The organism is Staphylococcus sp. IVB6214, assembly GCF_025558585.1.
Lineage (GTDB): Bacteria > Bacillota > Bacilli > Staphylococcales > Staphylococcaceae > Staphylococcus.
Window position 1 is genome coordinate 211,547 of record NZ_CP094723.1, and the last position, 17,560, is coordinate 229,106.

Annotated in this window: 15 protein-coding genes; all 15 read left to right on the top strand. The window is 40.6% G+C overall.

Annotation, left to right across the window (positions count from 1 at the left end; translation table 11 throughout):
- Nucleotides 1-49: 49 nt before the first annotated feature.
- The 15 genes from spoVG to hslO all read left to right on the top strand — a co-directional run bounded on the left by spoVG (nucleotide 50) and on the right by hslO (nucleotide 17,498).
- On the top strand, nucleotides 50-340 hold the full coding sequence (spoVG, locus tag MUA51_RS00980) for a septation regulator SpoVG (RefSeq protein ID WP_095115136.1): 291 nt from the start codon (nucleotides 50-52) through the stop codon (nucleotides 338-340).
- Between the two features lie 212 nt (nucleotides 341-552).
- A complete protein-coding gene (glmU, locus tag MUA51_RS00985) occupies nucleotides 553-1,923 on the top strand; it encodes a bifunctional UDP-N-acetylglucosamine diphosphorylase/glucosamine-1-phosphate N-acetyltransferase GlmU (RefSeq protein WP_262560052.1) in 1,371 nt (456 codons plus the stop codon).
- 66 nt (nucleotides 1,924-1,989) lie between these two features.
- Entirely contained in the window at nucleotides 1,990-2,955 is a 966-nt protein-coding gene (locus MUA51_RS00990) for a ribose-phosphate diphosphokinase (protein ID WP_095115140.1), read from the top strand.
- Between the two features lie 140 nt (nucleotides 2,956-3,095).
- Entirely contained in the window at nucleotides 3,096-3,746 is a 651-nt protein-coding gene (locus MUA51_RS00995) for a 50S ribosomal protein L25/general stress protein Ctc (protein ID WP_262560053.1), read from the top strand.
- Between the two features lie 275 nt (nucleotides 3,747-4,021).
- Nucleotides 4,022-4,594, top strand: a complete 573-nt coding sequence (pth, locus tag MUA51_RS01000) for an aminoacyl-tRNA hydrolase (protein ID WP_262560054.1) — start codon at nucleotides 4,022-4,024, stop codon at nucleotides 4,592-4,594.
- Nucleotides 4,591-8,115 (top strand): transcription-repair coupling factor, encoded by a 3,525-nt coding sequence (gene mfd / locus MUA51_RS01005; RefSeq protein ID WP_262560055.1) that lies wholly within the window; start codon nucleotides 4,591-4,593, stop codon nucleotides 8,113-8,115. The genes pth and mfd overlap by 4 nt, the downstream gene beginning before the upstream one ends.
- A complete protein-coding gene (locus MUA51_RS01010) occupies nucleotides 8,093-9,628 on the top strand; it encodes a polysaccharide biosynthesis protein (protein ID WP_262560056.1) in 1,536 nt (511 codons plus the stop codon). The genes mfd and MUA51_RS01010 overlap by 23 nt, the downstream gene beginning before the upstream one ends.
- Nucleotides 9,625-10,809, top strand: a complete 1,185-nt coding sequence (locus MUA51_RS01015; protein ID WP_262560057.1) for a MazG nucleotide pyrophosphohydrolase domain-containing protein — start codon at nucleotides 9,625-9,627, stop codon at nucleotides 10,807-10,809. The genes MUA51_RS01010 and MUA51_RS01015 overlap by 4 nt, the downstream gene beginning before the upstream one ends.
- Complete coding sequence (locus tag MUA51_RS01020; protein WP_095115152.1) at nucleotides 10,799-11,056, top strand: RNA-binding S4 domain-containing protein; 258 nt, start codon at nucleotides 10,799-10,801, stop codon at nucleotides 11,054-11,056. Before MUA51_RS01015 ends, MUA51_RS01020 begins: the two co-directional genes overlap by 11 nt.
- Nucleotides 11,057-11,081: 25 nt before the next feature.
- A complete protein-coding gene (locus MUA51_RS01025; protein WP_095115154.1) occupies nucleotides 11,082-11,462 on the top strand; it encodes an FtsB family cell division protein in 381 nt (126 codons plus the stop codon).
- 324 nt (nucleotides 11,463-11,786) lie between these two features.
- Complete coding sequence (locus tag MUA51_RS01030; RefSeq protein WP_095115156.1) at nucleotides 11,787-12,164, top strand: S1 domain-containing RNA-binding protein; 378 nt, start codon at nucleotides 11,787-11,789, stop codon at nucleotides 12,162-12,164.
- Between the two features lie 111 nt (nucleotides 12,165-12,275).
- Nucleotides 12,276-13,565, top strand: coding sequence for a tRNA lysidine(34) synthetase TilS (gene tilS, locus MUA51_RS01035; protein ID WP_262560058.1), 1,290 nt, complete (start codon nucleotides 12,276-12,278; stop codon nucleotides 13,563-13,565).
- Nucleotides 13,555-14,097, top strand: a complete 543-nt coding sequence (gene hpt / locus MUA51_RS01040) for a hypoxanthine phosphoribosyltransferase (protein ID WP_095115160.1) — start codon at nucleotides 13,555-13,557, stop codon at nucleotides 14,095-14,097. The genes tilS and hpt overlap by 11 nt, the downstream gene beginning before the upstream one ends.
- Before the next feature lie 173 nt (nucleotides 14,098-14,270).
- Complete coding sequence (gene ftsH, locus MUA51_RS01045) at nucleotides 14,271-16,343, top strand: ATP-dependent zinc metalloprotease FtsH (RefSeq protein WP_262560060.1); 2,073 nt, start codon at nucleotides 14,271-14,273, stop codon at nucleotides 16,341-16,343.
- A gap of 273 nt (nucleotides 16,344-16,616) precedes the next feature.
- Complete coding sequence (gene hslO, locus MUA51_RS01050) at nucleotides 16,617-17,498, top strand: Hsp33 family molecular chaperone HslO (protein ID WP_262560061.1); 882 nt, start codon at nucleotides 16,617-16,619, stop codon at nucleotides 17,496-17,498.
- Nucleotides 17,499-17,560: the final 62 nt, after the last annotated feature.

Below are 17,560 nucleotides of genomic sequence, written 5' to 3' on the forward strand. Positions count from 1 at the left end.
AAGATGAACTTCTAAAAAATTATATACAAAACTATGGGGGGGCGCACTTATGAAAGTGACAGATGTTAGACTTAGAAAAATACAAACGGAAGGGAGAATGAAAGCGTTAGTATCTATCACACTTGAAGATGCTTTCGTTATTCATGATCTACGCGTCATTGAAGGGAATTCAGGCCTTTTTGTCGCGATGCCAAGTAAGCGTACAGCAGATGGTGAATTCCGTGACATTGCACATCCAATCAACTCAGACATGAGACAAGAGATTCAAGATGCGGTAATGAAGGTATATGAAGAGACAGACGAAGTACTTCCAGTGCAGCAAGAAGAAACAGAAGAATAATAACACTGAAACGTAGACAATCGATGCAATCATATACGTATCGTTGTCTACAAAAGAGGCTAAGACGCAGACTTTTAAGCAAAGTCCTATCTTAGCCTTTTTTGTTTGGAGAAGATGAAGTAAAAGTAGGAATATGCTTTTACTTCTTGAAAGTGTATGACTCCTTAAATTATAATTATAGAGAAGTGCAAAAATACTGGAGGTTCATTACCATGCAGAGACATGCGATTGTTTTAGCAGCTGGCAAAGGCACGCGGATGAAATCAAAGCAATACAAGGTGCTTCATGAAGTCGCAGGGAAACCAATGATTGTACACGTGATTGATCAGGTGCAACAATCTGGTATCGCGGACATTGTTACGATTGTGGGTTATGGTGCTGAACAAGTGAAAGCAACACTTGGCACGGCATCACAATATAGTTTTCAAGAAGCGCAATTAGGCACTGCACACGCAGTTAAGCAAGCAGCTGAGCATTTAGCAGCACAACAAGGAACAACATTAGTTGTATGCGGGGACATGCCACTGATTACGTCTGATACGTTATCGAACTTGATGGCACATCATGAGGCGTCACAAGCGCAAGCAACAGTGTTATCAGCAACAACGTCACAACCATATGGGTATGGACGTATTGTTCGGAATGAACAAGGCGACTTAGTAGAAATTGTTGAAGAGAAGGACGCAACAGAAGCACAAAAGATGATTCAAGAAATCAGTTCAGGCATTTTTGCTTTTGATAATGCAACGTTATTTGCATTGTTAGATCAAGTGGATAACAACAATGCACAAGGTGAGTACTATCTTCCGCAAGTGTTGACACTCATCTTGCAACAACAAGGTCATATTGGCGTGTATCATACTGATGATTTTGATGAGATTATGGGAGTGAACGATCGCGTCGCATTGAGTCGTGCGGAACAAGTTTATCGCATACGTATGAACGAATATCACATGCGTGAAGGCGTTACAATCATTGACCCTAACACAACGTATATCGGTCCTGACGTGACGATTGGTGAAGATACGGTGATTGAACCGGGTGTTAGAATTACAGGTAAAACAACGATTGGTAGCGATGTGCGTATCGGTCAATATTCTGAGATACGTGATAGTCAGATTGACGATGGTGCAGTCATTAAACAATCTGTAATCGTCGAAGCGGTTGTCGGTGCCAAGTCCGCAATTGGACCTTTTGCACAATTACGACCGGGTGCAGATCTTGGACAAGAGACAAAAATTGGTAATTTTGTTGAAGTTAAAAAAGCACGTATCGATGATGGTGCGAAAGTATCACACTTGAGTTATATCGGTGATGCAGAAGTGGGGGCACGCACGAATATTGGCTGTGGCGCAATCACGGTGAATTATGATGGTGTGAATAAGTTTAAAACAACGATTGGCAAAGATGTCTTTGTCGGTTGCAACGCAAACTTAGTTGCGCCGGTTACAATTGGAGATGGAACACTTGTAGCAGCAGGGTCAACGATTACTGACAATGTGCCAGATTATAGTTTGGCATTAGGGCGTGCAAGACAAGTGACAAAAGAAGGATACTTAAACAAGGAATCAAAAGAATCATAAGCATGAAGTAAGTGAAATTAAAATTTAAATAAATTAGTGATCAAAACAATTAATGGAGGATTTATCATGTTAAACACCGAATATAAAAATTCGTCTCTGAAGATTTTCTCGTTGAAAGGTAATGAACCACTCGCAAAAGAAGTTGCAGACCATGTGGGCGTAGAGCTTGGAAAATGTACGGTTAAGCGTTTTAGCGATGGTGAGATTCAAATCAATATTGAAGAAAGTATTCGTGGTTGTGACGTTTTTATTATTCAACCAACTTCAAATCCAGTGAATGTTCACTTGATGGAATTATTAATTATGATTGATGCATGTAAACGTGCTTCTGCAGCAACAATTTCAATTGTTGTACCTTACTACGGTTATGCACGTCAAGACCGTAAAGCACGTAGTCGTGAACCAATCACTGCAAAACTTGTTGCCGATTTATTTGAAACAGCAGGCGCAGATCGCATGATCGCTTTAGACTTACATGCACCACAAATTCAAGGATTCTTTGACATTCCGATCGACCATTTAATGGGTGTGCCGATTTTAGCAGATTATTTCTTAAATAACAAAGAAATCGACCCAGAAAAATGTGTCGTTGTATCTCCAGACCACGGTGGCGTGACACGTGCACGAAAACTTGCCGATATTTTGAAAACACCAATTGCGATCATCGATAAACGCCGTCCGAAACCAAATGTTGCAGAAGTGATGAACATTGTCGGCGAGATTGAAGGACGTACAGCGATTATTATTGATGACATTATCGACACAGCAGGTACAATTACATTAGCTGCTCAGGCGCTGAAAGACAAGGGAGCAACAGAAGTATATGCTTGTTGTACACACCCTGTATTATCAGGTCCTGCAAAAGAACGTATCGAAAACTCAGCAATTAAAGAATTGATTGTAACGAACTCAATTTTATTAAAAGATGAGCAAAAACCGAAAAATATTAAAGAACTATCTGTTGCTGAATTACTAGCACAAGCTATTATTCGTGTGTATGAGCGCGAATCAGTAAGTGTACTATTTGTCTAAGATAGGTTGACTTCTTGTCAAAATCTGTGTAGAATAACTCTGTTCGTGTCATGACGGACAAATACACATTTGCAAGCAGCGAAATGGCTGATGGGCAAATGCTGCACGAGAGACGTGCAACGGAAAGGTGGAAAATGAATATGACTTCATTAAAGTCTATTATTCGTCAAGGTAAACAAACACGCGGAGACTTACGTAAAATCCGTGAATCAGGTAAAGTACCAGCAGTAGTATATGGTTACGGTACTAAAAACGTATCAGTAAAAGTTGATGAAGTAGAATTCATCAAAGTAATCCGTGAAGTAGGACGTAACGGTGTTATCGTTTTAGGTGTGGGTTCAAAAGAAATCAAAGTAATGGTATCTGATTACCAATTTGATCCGCTTAAAAACCAAATTACACACATCGACTTCTTAGCAATCAACATGAGCGAAGAGCGTACTGTTGAAGTACCAGTTCACTTAATCGGTGAAGCACCTGGTGCAAAAGAAGGTGGCGTAGTTGAACAACCATTATTCGACTTAAACATTACTGCTACACCTGATAGCATTCCTGAAAGCATCGAAGTTGATATCAGCGAATTAAACATTGGCGATACTTTAAGCGTACAAGACATTAAAGTATCAGGCGACTTCACAATCGAAAACGATGCTGAAGAAGCAGTTGTATCTGTTGTTGCACCAACAGAAGAACCAACTGAAGAAGAAATCGAAGCAATGGAAGGCGAAGCAACAACTGAAGAGCCTGAAGTTGTAGGCGAAGAAAAAGAAGAATCTGAAGAAGAAGCATAAGATATCTTCTAAGGGCATTATCCATCTCGATGGGTAATGCTCTTTTGTTATATACGACGGTGTTTGAGAGAGCGAGAAAGGGCGCTTTTGTGTTACGATATAATCTGAGACATAGCAGGTATTGATTGTAAATTGAGATAGGAATATGGCAGTAAGTGTGGAAAACGAAAGTTTATATAAACAGTATTTTCCTCCTTTCCGGTCATTATTTATAAAATAACCATAGATTAATAACACAAAATGTACGTGTAATAAAAGTAACGGAGGAACATGTGATGAAATGTATTGTGGGTTTAGGAAATATTGGCAAACGCTATGAGCGCACAAGACACAATATTGGTTTTGAAGTCATTGACTATTTGTTGGATCAACATCAAATAACATTGGATAAACAAAAGTTTCGAGGTGCATATACAGTCGCCCGTATAAATGGGGAGAAGGTAATGCTAATCGAGCCCCTAACTTTAATGAATCTGTCCGGTGAAGCGGTCGGCTCATTAATGGATTATTACAATGTTGAAATTGAAGATTTGTTGGTACTGTATGATGATCTTGATTTGGCACAAGGTCAAGTACGTTTGAGACAAAAAGGGAGTGCAGGTGGACACAATGGGATGAAGTCGATTATTGCACATATAGGAACGAGTGATTTTAAACGCATTCGCATCGGTATTGACCGCCCGACTAATGGCATGTCTGTTCCGGATTATGTCTTGCAAAAGTTTTCGGATGCGGAAATGAAAACGATGCAACCTGTCATTGAACATGTTGCGAAAGCAGTTGAAGCATTTATTGATGGTGAAACGTTTGAGAACGTCATGACACAATATAACGGTGAAATTCATTGAAACCAATCATCAACGAAATCATTCATAGAGATACACAGTTTCAAAATTTAACGGAACATATTGGTAATCGCAATGTATTGGTTACAGGCTTAACACCTTCAGCTAAAGCAGCGATGATTGCGGAAGTCTATCAGTCGGGTCACGAACAAGTTTTATTAGTGACAAACAACTTGTATCAAGCGGACAAGTTAGAAGCAGACTTACTACAATTTGTACCAGATGATGAGTTATACAAATATCCAGTACAAGATATGATGACAGAAGAATTTTCAACACAAAGCCCAGAGTTTATGAGTGAGCGTGTCCGTACGTTGACGGCACTCGCACATGAACGTCGCGGGTTATTTGTCGTCCCGTTGAATGGCTTGAAGAAGCTACTCACACCGAAAGCGTTATGGCAATCTCATCAGATGGTTTTGAATATTGGTGATGACTTAGATCTTGAGTCTTTTCTAACAAAACTTGTGAGTATGGGATATCGTCGAGAATCTGTTGTAACGAATATTGGTGACTTTTCCGTACGCGGTGGTATTATCGATATTTATCCGTTACTTGGAGAACCTGTGCGTATTGAACTGTTTGACACAGAAGTAGACTCGATGCGCTTATTCGATGTTGAGACACAACGCTCGCTGGAAAATATCGATACAATTGAAATTACAACAGCACATGATTTTATTATGACGGAAGCAGTGCGAGAACATACGGTGCAACAGTTAACGGCTGCGTATGAACAAACACGACCAAAAATCGAAAAATCAGTACGTCAAGATTTGAAAGACACATATGATGCCTTCCATATTACTGATGAAGAACGATTCGATCCACAAGTTTTAAGACGACTGATTGCGTTTATGTATGATAAGTCTGAAACGCTTATGGATTATTTTAAAGACAATGCGGTTGTGCTCGTTGATGAATACCAACGAGTAAAAGAAACTGAAGATACATTGACCGCCGAAACGACAGATTTTTTACAAAACCTTGTGGAAAGTGGGAAAGGTTTTCTCGGTCAGCGCTTTATGGATGATGATGCTTTTGAAACACTGATCCGTCAGCGACAGGTTACGTATTTCACATTGTTTACGTCATCGATGCCTGTGAAGTTAGATGAGATTTTTAAGTTTTCATGTAAACCAGTCCAACAATATTATGGTCAGTACGATATTATGACGTCTGAACTTCAGCGATTTATGCGCCAAGATTATCGCATTGTAGTTGTTGCGGAGACGGAAACGAAAAAAGAGCGCATTCAAGCAATGTTGAGTGAGATGCATGTACCGACCTTATTAGAGCCAGATATTGAAGCGATGTTGCCAGGACATGCGGCGATTGTTGAAGGCAGCTTGTCAGAAGGCTTTGAACTACCATACATGTCTCTCGTCGTCATCACGGAGCGAGAATTGTTCAAGTCAAGACAGAAGAAAACGTCCAAAAAACGTCGTAAAACATTGACGAATGCCGAGAAGATTAAGTCATATCAAGAATTGAATGTAGGAGATTACGTTGTTCATGTCCATCACGGTGTGGGGCGTTATCTCGGTGTTGAAACACTCGAAGTTGGCGATGTGCATCGTGATTACATGAAAATACAATATAAAGGGACGGATCAATTGTTTGTCCCTGTTGACCAGATGGATCAAGTTCAAAAATACGTCGGTTCGGAAGATAAAACGCCGAAGCTTTACAAGTTAGGTGGCAGTGAGTGGAAGAAAACGAAAGCGAGAGTACAAAGCAATGTTGAAGATATTGCAGATGAGTTGATTGCGTTATACAAAGAGCGTGAGCAATCTGTCGGCTACCAGTTTGCGCCTGATACAGAAGAGCAACATGCCTTTGAAATGGACTTTCCATATGAGCTGACGGAAGATCAAGACAAGTCGATACGTGAAATCAAGGCGGATATGGAAAGTGCACGTCCAATGGATCGTCTACTTTGTGGTGATGTGGGTTATGGTAAGACGGAAGTTGCTGTCCGTGCCGCATTTAAAGCGGTTATGTCAGGTAAACAAGTAGCATTCCTTGTACCAACGACTATTTTAGCGCAACAACACTATGAAACGCTGATTGAACGAATGCGTGACTTCCCAGTAGAGATTCAGTTGATGAGTCGATTCCGTACAGCCAAAGAAATCAAAGCGACAAAAGAAGGTTTGAAATCTGGTTTTGTCGATATTGTTGTTGGAACACACAAGTTATTAGGCAAGACGATTGAATACAAAGACTTAGGCTTGCTAATTGTCGATGAAGAACAGCGTTTTGGAGTGCGTCACAAAGAGAAAATTAAAGCACTCAAAGCAAACGTGGATGTCCTAACGTTGACAGCAACACCGATACCGAGAACGTTGCATATGAGTATGTTAGGTGTCCGTGATTTGTCAGTGATTGAAACACCACCCGAGAACCGATTCCCTGTTCAGACATATGTGCTCGAACAAAATGCGAACTTCGTTAAAGAGGCGTTGGAGCGTGAATTATCTCGAGAAGGGCAAGCATTCTACTTGTACAACAAAGTCCAATCTATCTATGAAAAGCGAGAACAGTTACGCATGCTCATGCCAGAAGCTGAAATTGGTGTGGCACACGGACAGCTGACAGAACGAGATCTTGAAGAAACGATGCTTAACTTTATCAACGGTGAATACGATATCCTTCTCACAACAACAATTATTGAAACGGGTGTCGATGTACCAAATGCAAACACATTGATTATTGAAGAAGCAGATCGCTTTGGTTTAAGTCAGTTGTATCAATTGCGAGGCCGTGTCGGGCGTTCAAGTCGTATCGGCTATGCTTACTTCTTGCATCCACAAAATAAAGTGTTAACAGAAACAGCGGAAGATCGTCTACAAGCAATCAAAGAGTTTACAGAGCTCGGCAGTGGCTTTAAAATTGCAATGCGTGACTTAAATATTCGTGGTGCTGGGAATTTATTAGGAAAGCAACAGCACGGTTTCATTGATTCTGTTGGTTATGATCTCTATGCACAAATGCTAGAAGAAGCGGTTAATGAGAAGCGTGGTGTCAAGGTCGAAACACAAGCACCAGAACTTGAAATGGACTTGCGATTAGATGCTTATTTACCGGCATCATACATTCAAAATGAACAAGCTAAAATTGAAATTTACAAAAAGCTGCGTGCCACAGAGACGCACACACAATTGATGGATATTAAAGATGAATTGCTAGATCGCTTTAATGAATACCCAACAGAAGTGTCACATTTGTTAGATTCCGTAGAAATTAAAACATACTTATTGCAGGTAGGTGTGCAACATGTGAAGGACACTGGAAAAGCGATCGAAGTCTTGCTGACACAAGCCGGGACCAATCGTATTAACGGTGAGGAATTATTCCGACAATCTGAGCCGCTTGGGCGCAGCATGACACTCGGCGTGAAAGATGGGTGTATGAAAGTGACATTGAAGAAAGGGAATCAATGGCTTGAATCACTAAAATTTCTAGCAAAAATTCTAGCAGAAAGTTTGAGGTTAGAAGATGAAATCGAAAGCGGCATTTAATGGTGTCGTTGTTTTAACGATTGCACTCATTGCGGTGAAAGTGCTTAGTGCGCTGTACCGTGTACCGTATCAGAACGTATTGGGCGATGAAGGGTTATATGCGTATCAACAAATATATCCAATCGTTGCATTAGGCGTTGTTCTATCAAGCAATGCAATCCCGAGCGCCTTCACACAAGTTTTAGACGGTCGGCAACCGAGCCGTCCTACATTTCGTCGCTTAGTTATGACGATTGAAATGATTGGCGTGGTTTGTTGGAGCATGCTGTATGTCGGTTCGAGACAAGTAGCACAATGGATGGGAGATCCACAATTAACACCGATGTTGCAGGCGGCAAGTATTAGTTTTTTAGTCGTTGGCTTTTTAGGTCTATTACGTGGACACTTTCAAGCACAACATCAGATGGTCTATCCTGCCTACTCGCAAGTTATTGAACAATTAATACGAGTTGGCATTATTGGTATAGTTATCGTCTATTTCATTCGCCATGGTCTGTCCATTTATACCGCAGGAACTTGGGCGATTTATGCATCGACAGCAGGCTTTGTTATGTCTACGCTGTACTTGTGGTGGCGCAGTGATATGGAGTCGTTTGAGCATGAACGAATTAACAGCATCTCATTCCGACAATTTTTTATTGCGATCGCCATTTTTGCGGTAAGTCACTTAATCGTCATATTATGGCAAGTGGTGGATAGCTTTACGATTGTGAATATGTTGCGTTCAGGGGCAGGTTTTGTATTCCAAGATGCGATCGTACAAAAAGGTATTTACGACCGTGGGGCTTCTTTCATCCAAATGGGACTCATTGTTACGACGACTTTTTGTTTTGTACTTGTGCCGTTACTGACGGATACGAAACGACGTGGTGCAATTGATGAGATGAACAGTTATGCGAATGCTTCATTGAAGATTACGATTGTGATAAGTAGTGCGAGTGGTATCGGCTTGATGAACTTGTTGCCTAATTTGAACCGTGTCTTTTTCGAGAGTAATGCTTTGACAGCGACATTGACCGTATACATGTTGACGGTCATCTGCGTTTCAATGATGATGATGTATATGGCATTGTTGGAGATTTATGGTTATTACCGTTTGATTATCGGAGCTGTTGTTGCGGGGCTAGTGAGTAAGCTGCTTCTCAACATTTTGCTTATCACATATTTTGAAATGTTAGGTGCGAGTCTTGCGACGGTATTATCGCTTGTCATCGCAGTTATCATATTACATGAAGGTGTCGTACAGTGTTATCAACTTAAGCGATTGCGAAAGTTTTACAGCAAGTTAGTCCTTGCGCTGCTTGTGATGACGGCGAGCGTCCAACTCTGCCAATGGCTGATACCCGTTACATCACGGTTTGGCAGCTTATTCGAACTACTTATCGCAACACTCGTGGGCGTCTTAACGATTGGTTGGATGCTCGTGCGCCTGAATATTTTAGACGAAGAAGAATGGTCGCATTTACCGTTTGGAGATAAAATGTATCATTGGAAGAAGGGAAGAAAAGGATGACACATCAATTAATAATCATTGGTCTCGGTAACTATGGATTAGATGAGTTGCCGATGGGGATTTATCGTTTGATCACACAACAGAAGCAGTTGTATGTAAGAACATCAGATCATCCGGTAATTCAAGAACTACCGGAAATGGACATTCAATCATTTGATGAAGTCTATGAGCAATATGACACATTTGAACCCGTTTATGAAGCGATTACGACGCAATTATTGGAACGTGCGCAACATGAAGATATTGTTTATGCGGTACCGGGACATCCACGTGTTGCAGAAACGACGACACAGTTACTATTGACACGTGCAGCTGACTATGACGTTCATGTTGTAGTGAAAGGTGGACGAAGTTTTATTGACGACATTTTTGCAGCAGTTAATGTAGATCCGAATGATGGCTTTACAATGCTTGATGCAACGGCATTGGACATCACTGCATTGAATCCAAGAACAGCGACAATCTTGACGCAAGTGTATAGCGATATGGTTGCGGGTGAGTTGAAACTCAGTTTGATGGAACGTTATCCAGATGACTTTGAAGTGTATATTGTTGATGGTGCAAATCAATCGGGTGCGACAGTGACGCAAGTTCCGTTATATGAACTGGACCACCAAGCGATTTTTACAAATTTGACGAGCGTCTTTATACCAGCCGTAACAGATGAAGTGGCATTGTATGGAGATTTCGACTTTGCCAATCAAGTCATTGCACAACTTGTTGATGATGAGACGGGATGTCCGTGGGATAAAGTACAAACGCATGATACGTTAAAACGTTATTTATTGGAAGAAACATTTGAATTGTTTGAAGCAATTGATAATGAAGATGATTGGCATATGATAGAGGAGCTGGGGGATATCTTACTTCAAGTGTTACTCCATGCACATATCGGTCAGAAGTCGGGTTATATGGATATTCGAGAAGTTGTCGCAAGCTTATCAGATAAAATGATTCGTCGTCATCCTCATGTGTTTAACGGGGCACAGGCAGATGATGTAGAAGATGTGATGTCAATCTGGCAAACAGAAAAGGCAGCAGAAGGTAAAAAAACACGTGTAAAGTTTGAGAAAGTATTTGCACGTCATTTCTTAAAACTGTATGATGAAGTCAAAAATAAGGACTTTACGGAAGAAACATTAGACCAATATTTGGCACAAGGAGGTAGCCATGAGACTTGATAAATATTTAAAGGTATCGCGGCTCATCAAACGTCGTACACTTGCGAAAGAATTAAGTGATCAGGGACGTGTTGCGGTAAACGGTCAAACAGCTAAGGCGGGCACGACTGTAAAAGTAGATGATGAGCTCGTCATTCGATTTGGTCAAAAAGTGGTAACGATTAAAGTGACAGCATTGAATGAACATGCGACGAAAGAAAATGCTAAAGGGATGTACGAGCTTGTTAAAGAAGAACGATTACAGTAATTGACGTTGAGAGAGGTGAGACCACATGAGTAAGAAAGTGCAAGGGATTGGCAACCAATACACATCTGAAGAAAATGCGAAACGTCAGCGTCATGCACGATTAAAAAAAGTCGTTAAGAAGCGAATGCTCGTATTTGGTGGTGGACTCTTTGCAATAATTCTCGTCTTGCTAATCATGGTCGGGGTGCAAATGCACAACAATCAACAAGCCTCTCAAGAGCGGCAAGCGAAGGAAGAAGAATACCAGAAAATACAAGACGAAGAGATTGAATTAAAAGAACGGTTGAACAACCTGAACGATGAAGAATATATCGAAAAAATTGCACGAGATGAGTATTACTTGAGCAATGATGGTGAAGTCATCTTCAAACTCCCTGAAGATCAGAAAAATAAAAAACAAGAATAAAGCACATAAAAAGGCATTTACTGAATTAGAAATCAGTATAATGTCTTTTTGTGTAAATATATGAGCGTCAGTCCCTCATCTCTCACAACCTCGTTATGTCAGTGTTCGAGAAGCAGAATTCTCGGTAGAACTTCACAGCTCTACAAAATTTGAGGATCAATTTTGATCAATGTTCGGGTTCTACTCGAATTCTAAACGCTTCTCTCACAACCTCGTTATAAAAATATTAAAGAAAAGGATTAAATCGGTTTTTGTCGTTGTGTAAATAGTCAAACAACCGTATAATAGAGTTAAATATCGAACTCGGGAGGATTCATTATAACAATGGCAATCGAAGTAGGAAGTAAAGTCAAAGGTAAAGTCACTGGTATCAAAAAATTTGGTGCATTTGTGGAGTTGCCAGAAGGAAAGAGCGGGCTTGTGCATATCAGTGAAGTGGCTGATAATTACGTTGAGAACGTGGAAGATCATCTGTCATTAGGCGATGAAGTTGAAGTAAAAGTACTTTCTATTGCAGATGATGGTAAGATTAGCTTATCTATCAAAAAAGCAAAAGAACGTCCACGTCGACAAAAACCAGCACAAAAACCGGAAGACTTTGAGAAAAAACTATCAAACTTCTTAAAAGATAGTGAAGATAAACTTAATTCTGTAAAACGTCAAGCAGAGTCAAGACGTGGTGGCCGAGGTTCACGTCGATAAGTCATCACAATCTAGGGGTTGAGAAACGAAGGGAACTTTGAATCTCAACCTCTTTTTCACTGTTAAAATAAAGCGTGGAAGATACGAAGCAGATGAAGGAGTGTCTATGTAATGAAACCATTCTGGCGAACAACTGACCATATCGTAGTAGCTGTGTCGACTGGAATAGATAGTATGGTGTTGTTACATCAATTATTGACGCAATACGCTGATACATATCATCAACTCACTTGTTTGCATGTGCATCATGGTTTGCGTGAGGCATCTGATAATGAAGCACAATTTTTGCAAGCGTACTGTCAGGAACGAAAGATTCCATTGCATATCCACCACTTAGATCTTACAGACGTTGCTGAAGCAGGGCGAAGTATTCAAAACGAAGCTCGACGCTTGCGTTATGCTTGGTTTGATGAAATGATGCACAATCTCCAAGCAGACTGTTTACTTACTGCGCATCATCAAGACGATCAACTAGAGACCATCTTTTATCGTATCTTTACAGGACGTGTTGACCGTGGACCGTTAGGCATTCAAACTTGTGAAGAACGGGGTACCTACCATCTCATTCGTCCACTGCTGACTACGGCCAAGGCGCAAATTCGTACGTATCAGCAACAGTACGCAGTACCTTACTTTGAAGATGAAAGCAATGCTAGTAATGCGTATGTACGCAACGATATTCGCAATCGTCTGCTGCCTGATATTGAACAAAATCCACAGTTACAAGGGCAACAATTACTTAAGTTGATGGATGTTCACGCGGAAGCGTTGATGCTTTTTACACAACGCGCACAGCAATTCATTGAGCAAGAAGTGATTCAAAAAAACGGAAAACAATGGCACATACCAAGAAAGGCATTCAATCAATTGTCGACACATGTTAAAATGAAAGTCTTGGACATTATATTGGCATATTTCGAGCCAGTTGTGACAGTAAGTGAGCGTACATACCAAGATTGGTTTGTCAAAATTTGCAGTGATGTGGCACAAAGTGCGCTCATGCATACAAACAAATGGCATGTCGATATCGTGTATGATAAATTAATCATAGCGCCTGCATTGATGGAAATGATACCGACACAACAAGTTGTCACAACGGCAGGTGTTTATCGATTCGGAGCGTATCGTATCGAAATTGCAGAGTATGTCTTTCGCTCACATGAAAGGCTACATATTCGAACGCGACAGACAGGCGATCGTATCACGCTTGCGAACGGCCAACATAAAAAAGTAACACGTTTGATGATTGACCACAAAGTCCCACAAGCACAGCGTTCACATATGCCGGTAATCAGTACGGTTGACGGTAATATCTTAGCAGTTGGGACGTGTTATCATCACAGGACATACGAACAATACATTCACATTCAATATTTGGGAGATGACATAAATGAGAAATGATTTAAAAGAAATTTTATTAACAGAAGAGGAAATCCAAGAAATTTGTGAGAAACTTGGGCGTGTGCTAACAGAAGATTACAAAGGTAAAAACTTATTCTGTATCGGTATTTTAAAAGGGTCTATTCTGTTCATGACAGACTTGATTAAGCGTATTGATACACCACTTGCGATTGATTTTATGGACGTGTCAAGTTATCACGGTGGTATGGAATCAACAGGTGAAGTACAAATCTTGAAAGACTTGGGATCATCGATTGAAAATAAAGATGTGTTGATTATTGAAGATATTCTTGAAACAGGTACGACATTGAAGTCGATTACAGAGTTGTTGCAATCACGTCGCGTTAACTCATTAGAAATTGTGACATTGTTAGATAAACCGAATCGTCGCAAAGCAGATATTCAAGCCAAATATGTTGGAAAAGTTATTCCAGACGAGTTTGTTGTAGGCTATGGTTTGGACTACAAAGAAGAATATCGTAACTTACCGTACATCGGTACGTTAAAACCTGAAATTTATACACAGGGATAGTCGTATGACGAGAGACAGATGGCCCGTACGAAGCTTCGAAAATGATGTGGAAAACCGTGGGAATCTGTCTTTTGTTATATACCATTGATAGCAAGCGCAATTACTAGCAACATGTCTTGAGATTATGGTAAAATTTTTGTTAGCTTTATATTTGGAGTAGGAGGAAACGTCGCATGCAGAAAGCTTTTCGTAATGTGCTTTTTATAGCACTGATAGGCGTCGTCATCTTTGGTTTATTCTCATGGGTGAATGGCAATGGGAACATTCCAAAAGAACTTACCTATAATCAATTTATGCAAAAGTTGGAGAAGGGTGACCTTAAGTCATTAGAGATTCAACCAGAGAATAATGTGTATAAAGTGAGCGGTAAGTTGAAAAATAACGATGACTTTGCGTCAACGGTATTATTTAATAATGATAAAGAGCTCGATAAAATCACTGATACAGCTCAGAACCAAAAAGGATTAGAATTCACAGTTAAAGAAGAAGAAGGACAGAGTGTTTTTGTAAGCATCATTTCAACATTAATCCCTGTCTTAGTGATCGCACTACTCTTCCTGTTCTTTATGAGTCAAGTACAAGGAGGCGGCGGTGGTGGCGGTCGTATGATGAACTTTGGTAAATCCAAAGCAAAAATGTACGATAGTCAAAAAGGTCGCGTACGTTTCTCAGACGTAGCAGGTGCGGATGAAGAGAAACAAGAATTAGTAGAAATTGTTGACTTCTTAAAAGACAACAAACGATTCAAAGAAATGGGATCACGTATCCCGAAAGGTGTCCTCTTAGTCGGACCACCGGGAACTGGTAAAACATTGCTTGCACGTGCTGTCGCAGGTGAAGCAGGCGTACCATTCTTCTCAATCAGTGGTTCAGACTTCGTTGAGATGTTCGTTGGTGTCGGTGCGAGTCGTGTGCGTGACTTGTTCGAAAACGCCAAGAAGAATGCACCATGTATTATCTTTATCGATGAGATCGATGCAGTGGGTCGTCAACGTGGCGCAGGTGTTGGTGGCGGACATGATGAACGTGAGCAAACATTGAACCAATTGTTAGTAGAGATGGATGGTTTCGGTGAGAATGAAAACATCATCATGATCGCTGCAACGAACCGTCCTGATATTCTAGACCCAGCGCTTTTACGTCCAGGTCGTTTTGACCGTCAAATCCAAGTCGGTCGTCCGGATGTTAAAGGTCGTGAAGCGGTACTACATGTACATGCGAAAAATAAACCGTTAGATGAGACGGTTGATCTTAAAGCAATCGCTCAACGTACACCAGGCTTCTCAGGTGCAGACCTAGAGAACTTGTTGAACGAAGCATCGTTAATTGCGGCACGTAGTGGTAAGAAGAAAATTGATATGCGTGATATCGAAGAAGCAACAGACCGTGTTATCGCAGGTCCGGCGAAGAAATCACGTGTTATTTCTGAGAAAGAACGTAACATTGTGGCACACCACGAAGCGGGTCATACTGTGATTGGTATGGTGCTCGATGAAGCAGAAGTCGTGCATAAAGTAACAATTGTACCACGTGGTCAAGCAGGTGGTTATGCGATGATGTTACCAAAACAAGATCGTTTCTTAATGACGGAGCCAGAGTTATTAGACAAAATTAGTGGTCTATTAGGTGGCCGCGTTGCAGAAGATATTATCTTCAATGAGGTATCTACGGGTGCTTCAAATGACTTTGAACGTGCGACGCAAATTGCACGTGAAATGGTGACGCAATATGGTATGAGTAAAAAGCTTGGACCTTTACAGTTCTCGCATGGTGGCGGTCAAGTCTTCTTAGGTAAAGATATGTCAGGTGAACCTGAGTACTCAGGACAAATTGCATATGAGATTGACAAAGAAGTACAGCGCATCATCAAAGAACAGTATGAGCGTAGTAAACAAATCTTATTAGAACACGAATCGCAATTGCGTTTAATTGCTGAGACATTATTAACAGAAGAGACGTTAGTTGCTGAACAAATTCAATCATTATTCCATGAAGGGCATCTGCCTGAAGTGAACTATGATGATGCAAAAGTTGTTGATCGTTCTGAAGATGACGCATTCAACGAAGGAAAGTATGGTAAGTCATACGAAGAGATTCGTCGTGAACAAGAAGAAATGACGAACCGTGCACATACAAGTACATCAGATCGTGATGAAGCGGCATCAGACGATGAAGATACAACAGCTTACGATCAAGCACCGGAGATAGATAAACCGGGTGATGATCAAACACCACCACGTCAATAATTGATTTGGCGTATAAGACTTTCTCATAGATGGAGTGATTCCAGCTATTGGGGAAGTCTTTTTTATGAGAAAGTAGCTTGAAATAGTTGGGTAAGTCATTTCAGTTGTACTTATGTGATGACGCGAGTATGATAATGCAACATAGAGAAAATATGATGATCAGATTTGGACGAAGTCTACGTCTTTTTGCGATGGTGATATTCACGTGAAATGAAAGAAGTACGTTGACATGCGTATCGTATAGGTATCATATAAAAAAGGAGATAATAGAACATGACGCAAGATTATATTGTAAAAGCACTCGCATATGGTGGGGAAGTTCGTGCATATAGTGCGAAAACGACCGATGCGATTCAGGAAGCACAAACACATCATTATACATGGCCGACAGCATCAGCAGCGCTAGGTCGTACAATGACAGCGACAGTAATGATGGGTGCGATGCTCAAAGGTGAACAAAAATTAACAGTGACAGTCAATGGCGACGGTCCGATTGGTAAAATTGTTGCAGATGCGAATGCACAAGGGAAAGTGCGAGGTTATGTGACAAATCCACAAACACACTTCTCATTGAATGAACAAGGGAAGTTAGATGTGCGACGTGCAGTAGGAACAGAAGGTTATATCAATGTTGTCAAAGATGTAGGTTTACGTGATTACTATACGGGTAATAGCCCAATTATTTCTGGAGAACTCGGTGAAGACTTTACTTATTATTTTGCCAACAGTGAACAAGTGCCATCATCAGTAGGTGTCGGCGTACTTGTGAATCCAGATAATACGATTAAGGCGGCAGGTGGTTTCATTATCCAAGTGATGCCAGGTGCCAAAGAAGAAACAATTGCTAAGTTAGAAGCAGCAATTAACAACATGACGCCTGTTTCAAAATTAATCGACCAAGGTCACACGCCAGAGAGTATGTTACAAGAAATTTTAGGCGCGGATAACGTTGAATTTCTAGAAACGTTACCAGTTGAATTTGAATGTAACTGTGGGCACGATAAATTTTTAACAGCAATTAAAGGATTGGGAGAAGCGGAAATTGAAAGCATGATTCGTGAAGATCATGGTGCAGAAGCGGAATGTCACTTCTGTCGTACGAAATACCATTATTCTGAAGCTGACTTAGAAGAATTGCTTGTATCGATGAAATAATGTGAAATTTTTGTGTGAGATGTAAGATTTTACTTTTGAAATTGTCTGAACAATGATACACT

What these genes read in the sequence shown, in the direction of transcription:
- ftsH (WP_262560060.1), top strand. Translation starts at nt 14,271, where the DNA reads ATGCAGAAAGCTTTTCGTAATGTGCTTTTTATAGCACTGATAGGCGTC.
- MUA51_RS01020 (WP_095115152.1), top strand. Translation starts at nt 10,799, where the DNA reads ATGAGACTTGATAAATATTTAAAGGTATCGCGGCTCATCAAACGTCGT.
- MUA51_RS00990 (WP_095115140.1), top strand. Translation starts at nt 1,990, where the DNA reads ATGTTAAACACCGAATATAAAAATTCGTCTCTGAAGATTTTCTCGTTG.
- MUA51_RS01025 (WP_095115154.1), top strand. Translation starts at nt 11,082, where the DNA reads ATGAGTAAGAAAGTGCAAGGGATTGGCAACCAATACACATCTGAAGAA.
- glmU (WP_262560052.1), top strand. Translation starts at nt 553, where the DNA reads ATGCAGAGACATGCGATTGTTTTAGCAGCTGGCAAAGGCACGCGGATG.
- MUA51_RS01015 (WP_262560057.1), top strand. Translation starts at nt 9,625, where the DNA reads ATGACACATCAATTAATAATCATTGGTCTCGGTAACTATGGATTAGAT.
- MUA51_RS01010 (WP_262560056.1), top strand. Translation starts at nt 8,093, where the DNA reads ATGAAATCGAAAGCGGCATTTAATGGTGTCGTTGTTTTAACGATTGCA.
- spoVG (WP_095115136.1), top strand. Translation starts at nt 50, where the DNA reads ATGAAAGTGACAGATGTTAGACTTAGAAAAATACAAACGGAAGGGAGA.
- MUA51_RS00995 (WP_262560053.1), top strand. Translation starts at nt 3,096, where the DNA reads ATGACTTCATTAAAGTCTATTATTCGTCAAGGTAAACAAACACGCGGA.
- MUA51_RS01030 (WP_095115156.1), top strand. Translation starts at nt 11,787, where the DNA reads ATGGCAATCGAAGTAGGAAGTAAAGTCAAAGGTAAAGTCACTGGTATC.
- pth (WP_262560054.1), top strand. Translation starts at nt 4,022, where the DNA reads ATGAAATGTATTGTGGGTTTAGGAAATATTGGCAAACGCTATGAGCGC.
- tilS (WP_262560058.1), top strand. Translation starts at nt 12,276, where the DNA reads ATGAAACCATTCTGGCGAACAACTGACCATATCGTAGTAGCTGTGTCG.
- hpt (WP_095115160.1), top strand. Translation starts at nt 13,555, where the DNA reads ATGAGAAATGATTTAAAAGAAATTTTATTAACAGAAGAGGAAATCCAA.
- hslO (WP_262560061.1), top strand. Translation starts at nt 16,617, where the DNA reads ATGACGCAAGATTATATTGTAAAAGCACTCGCATATGGTGGGGAAGTT.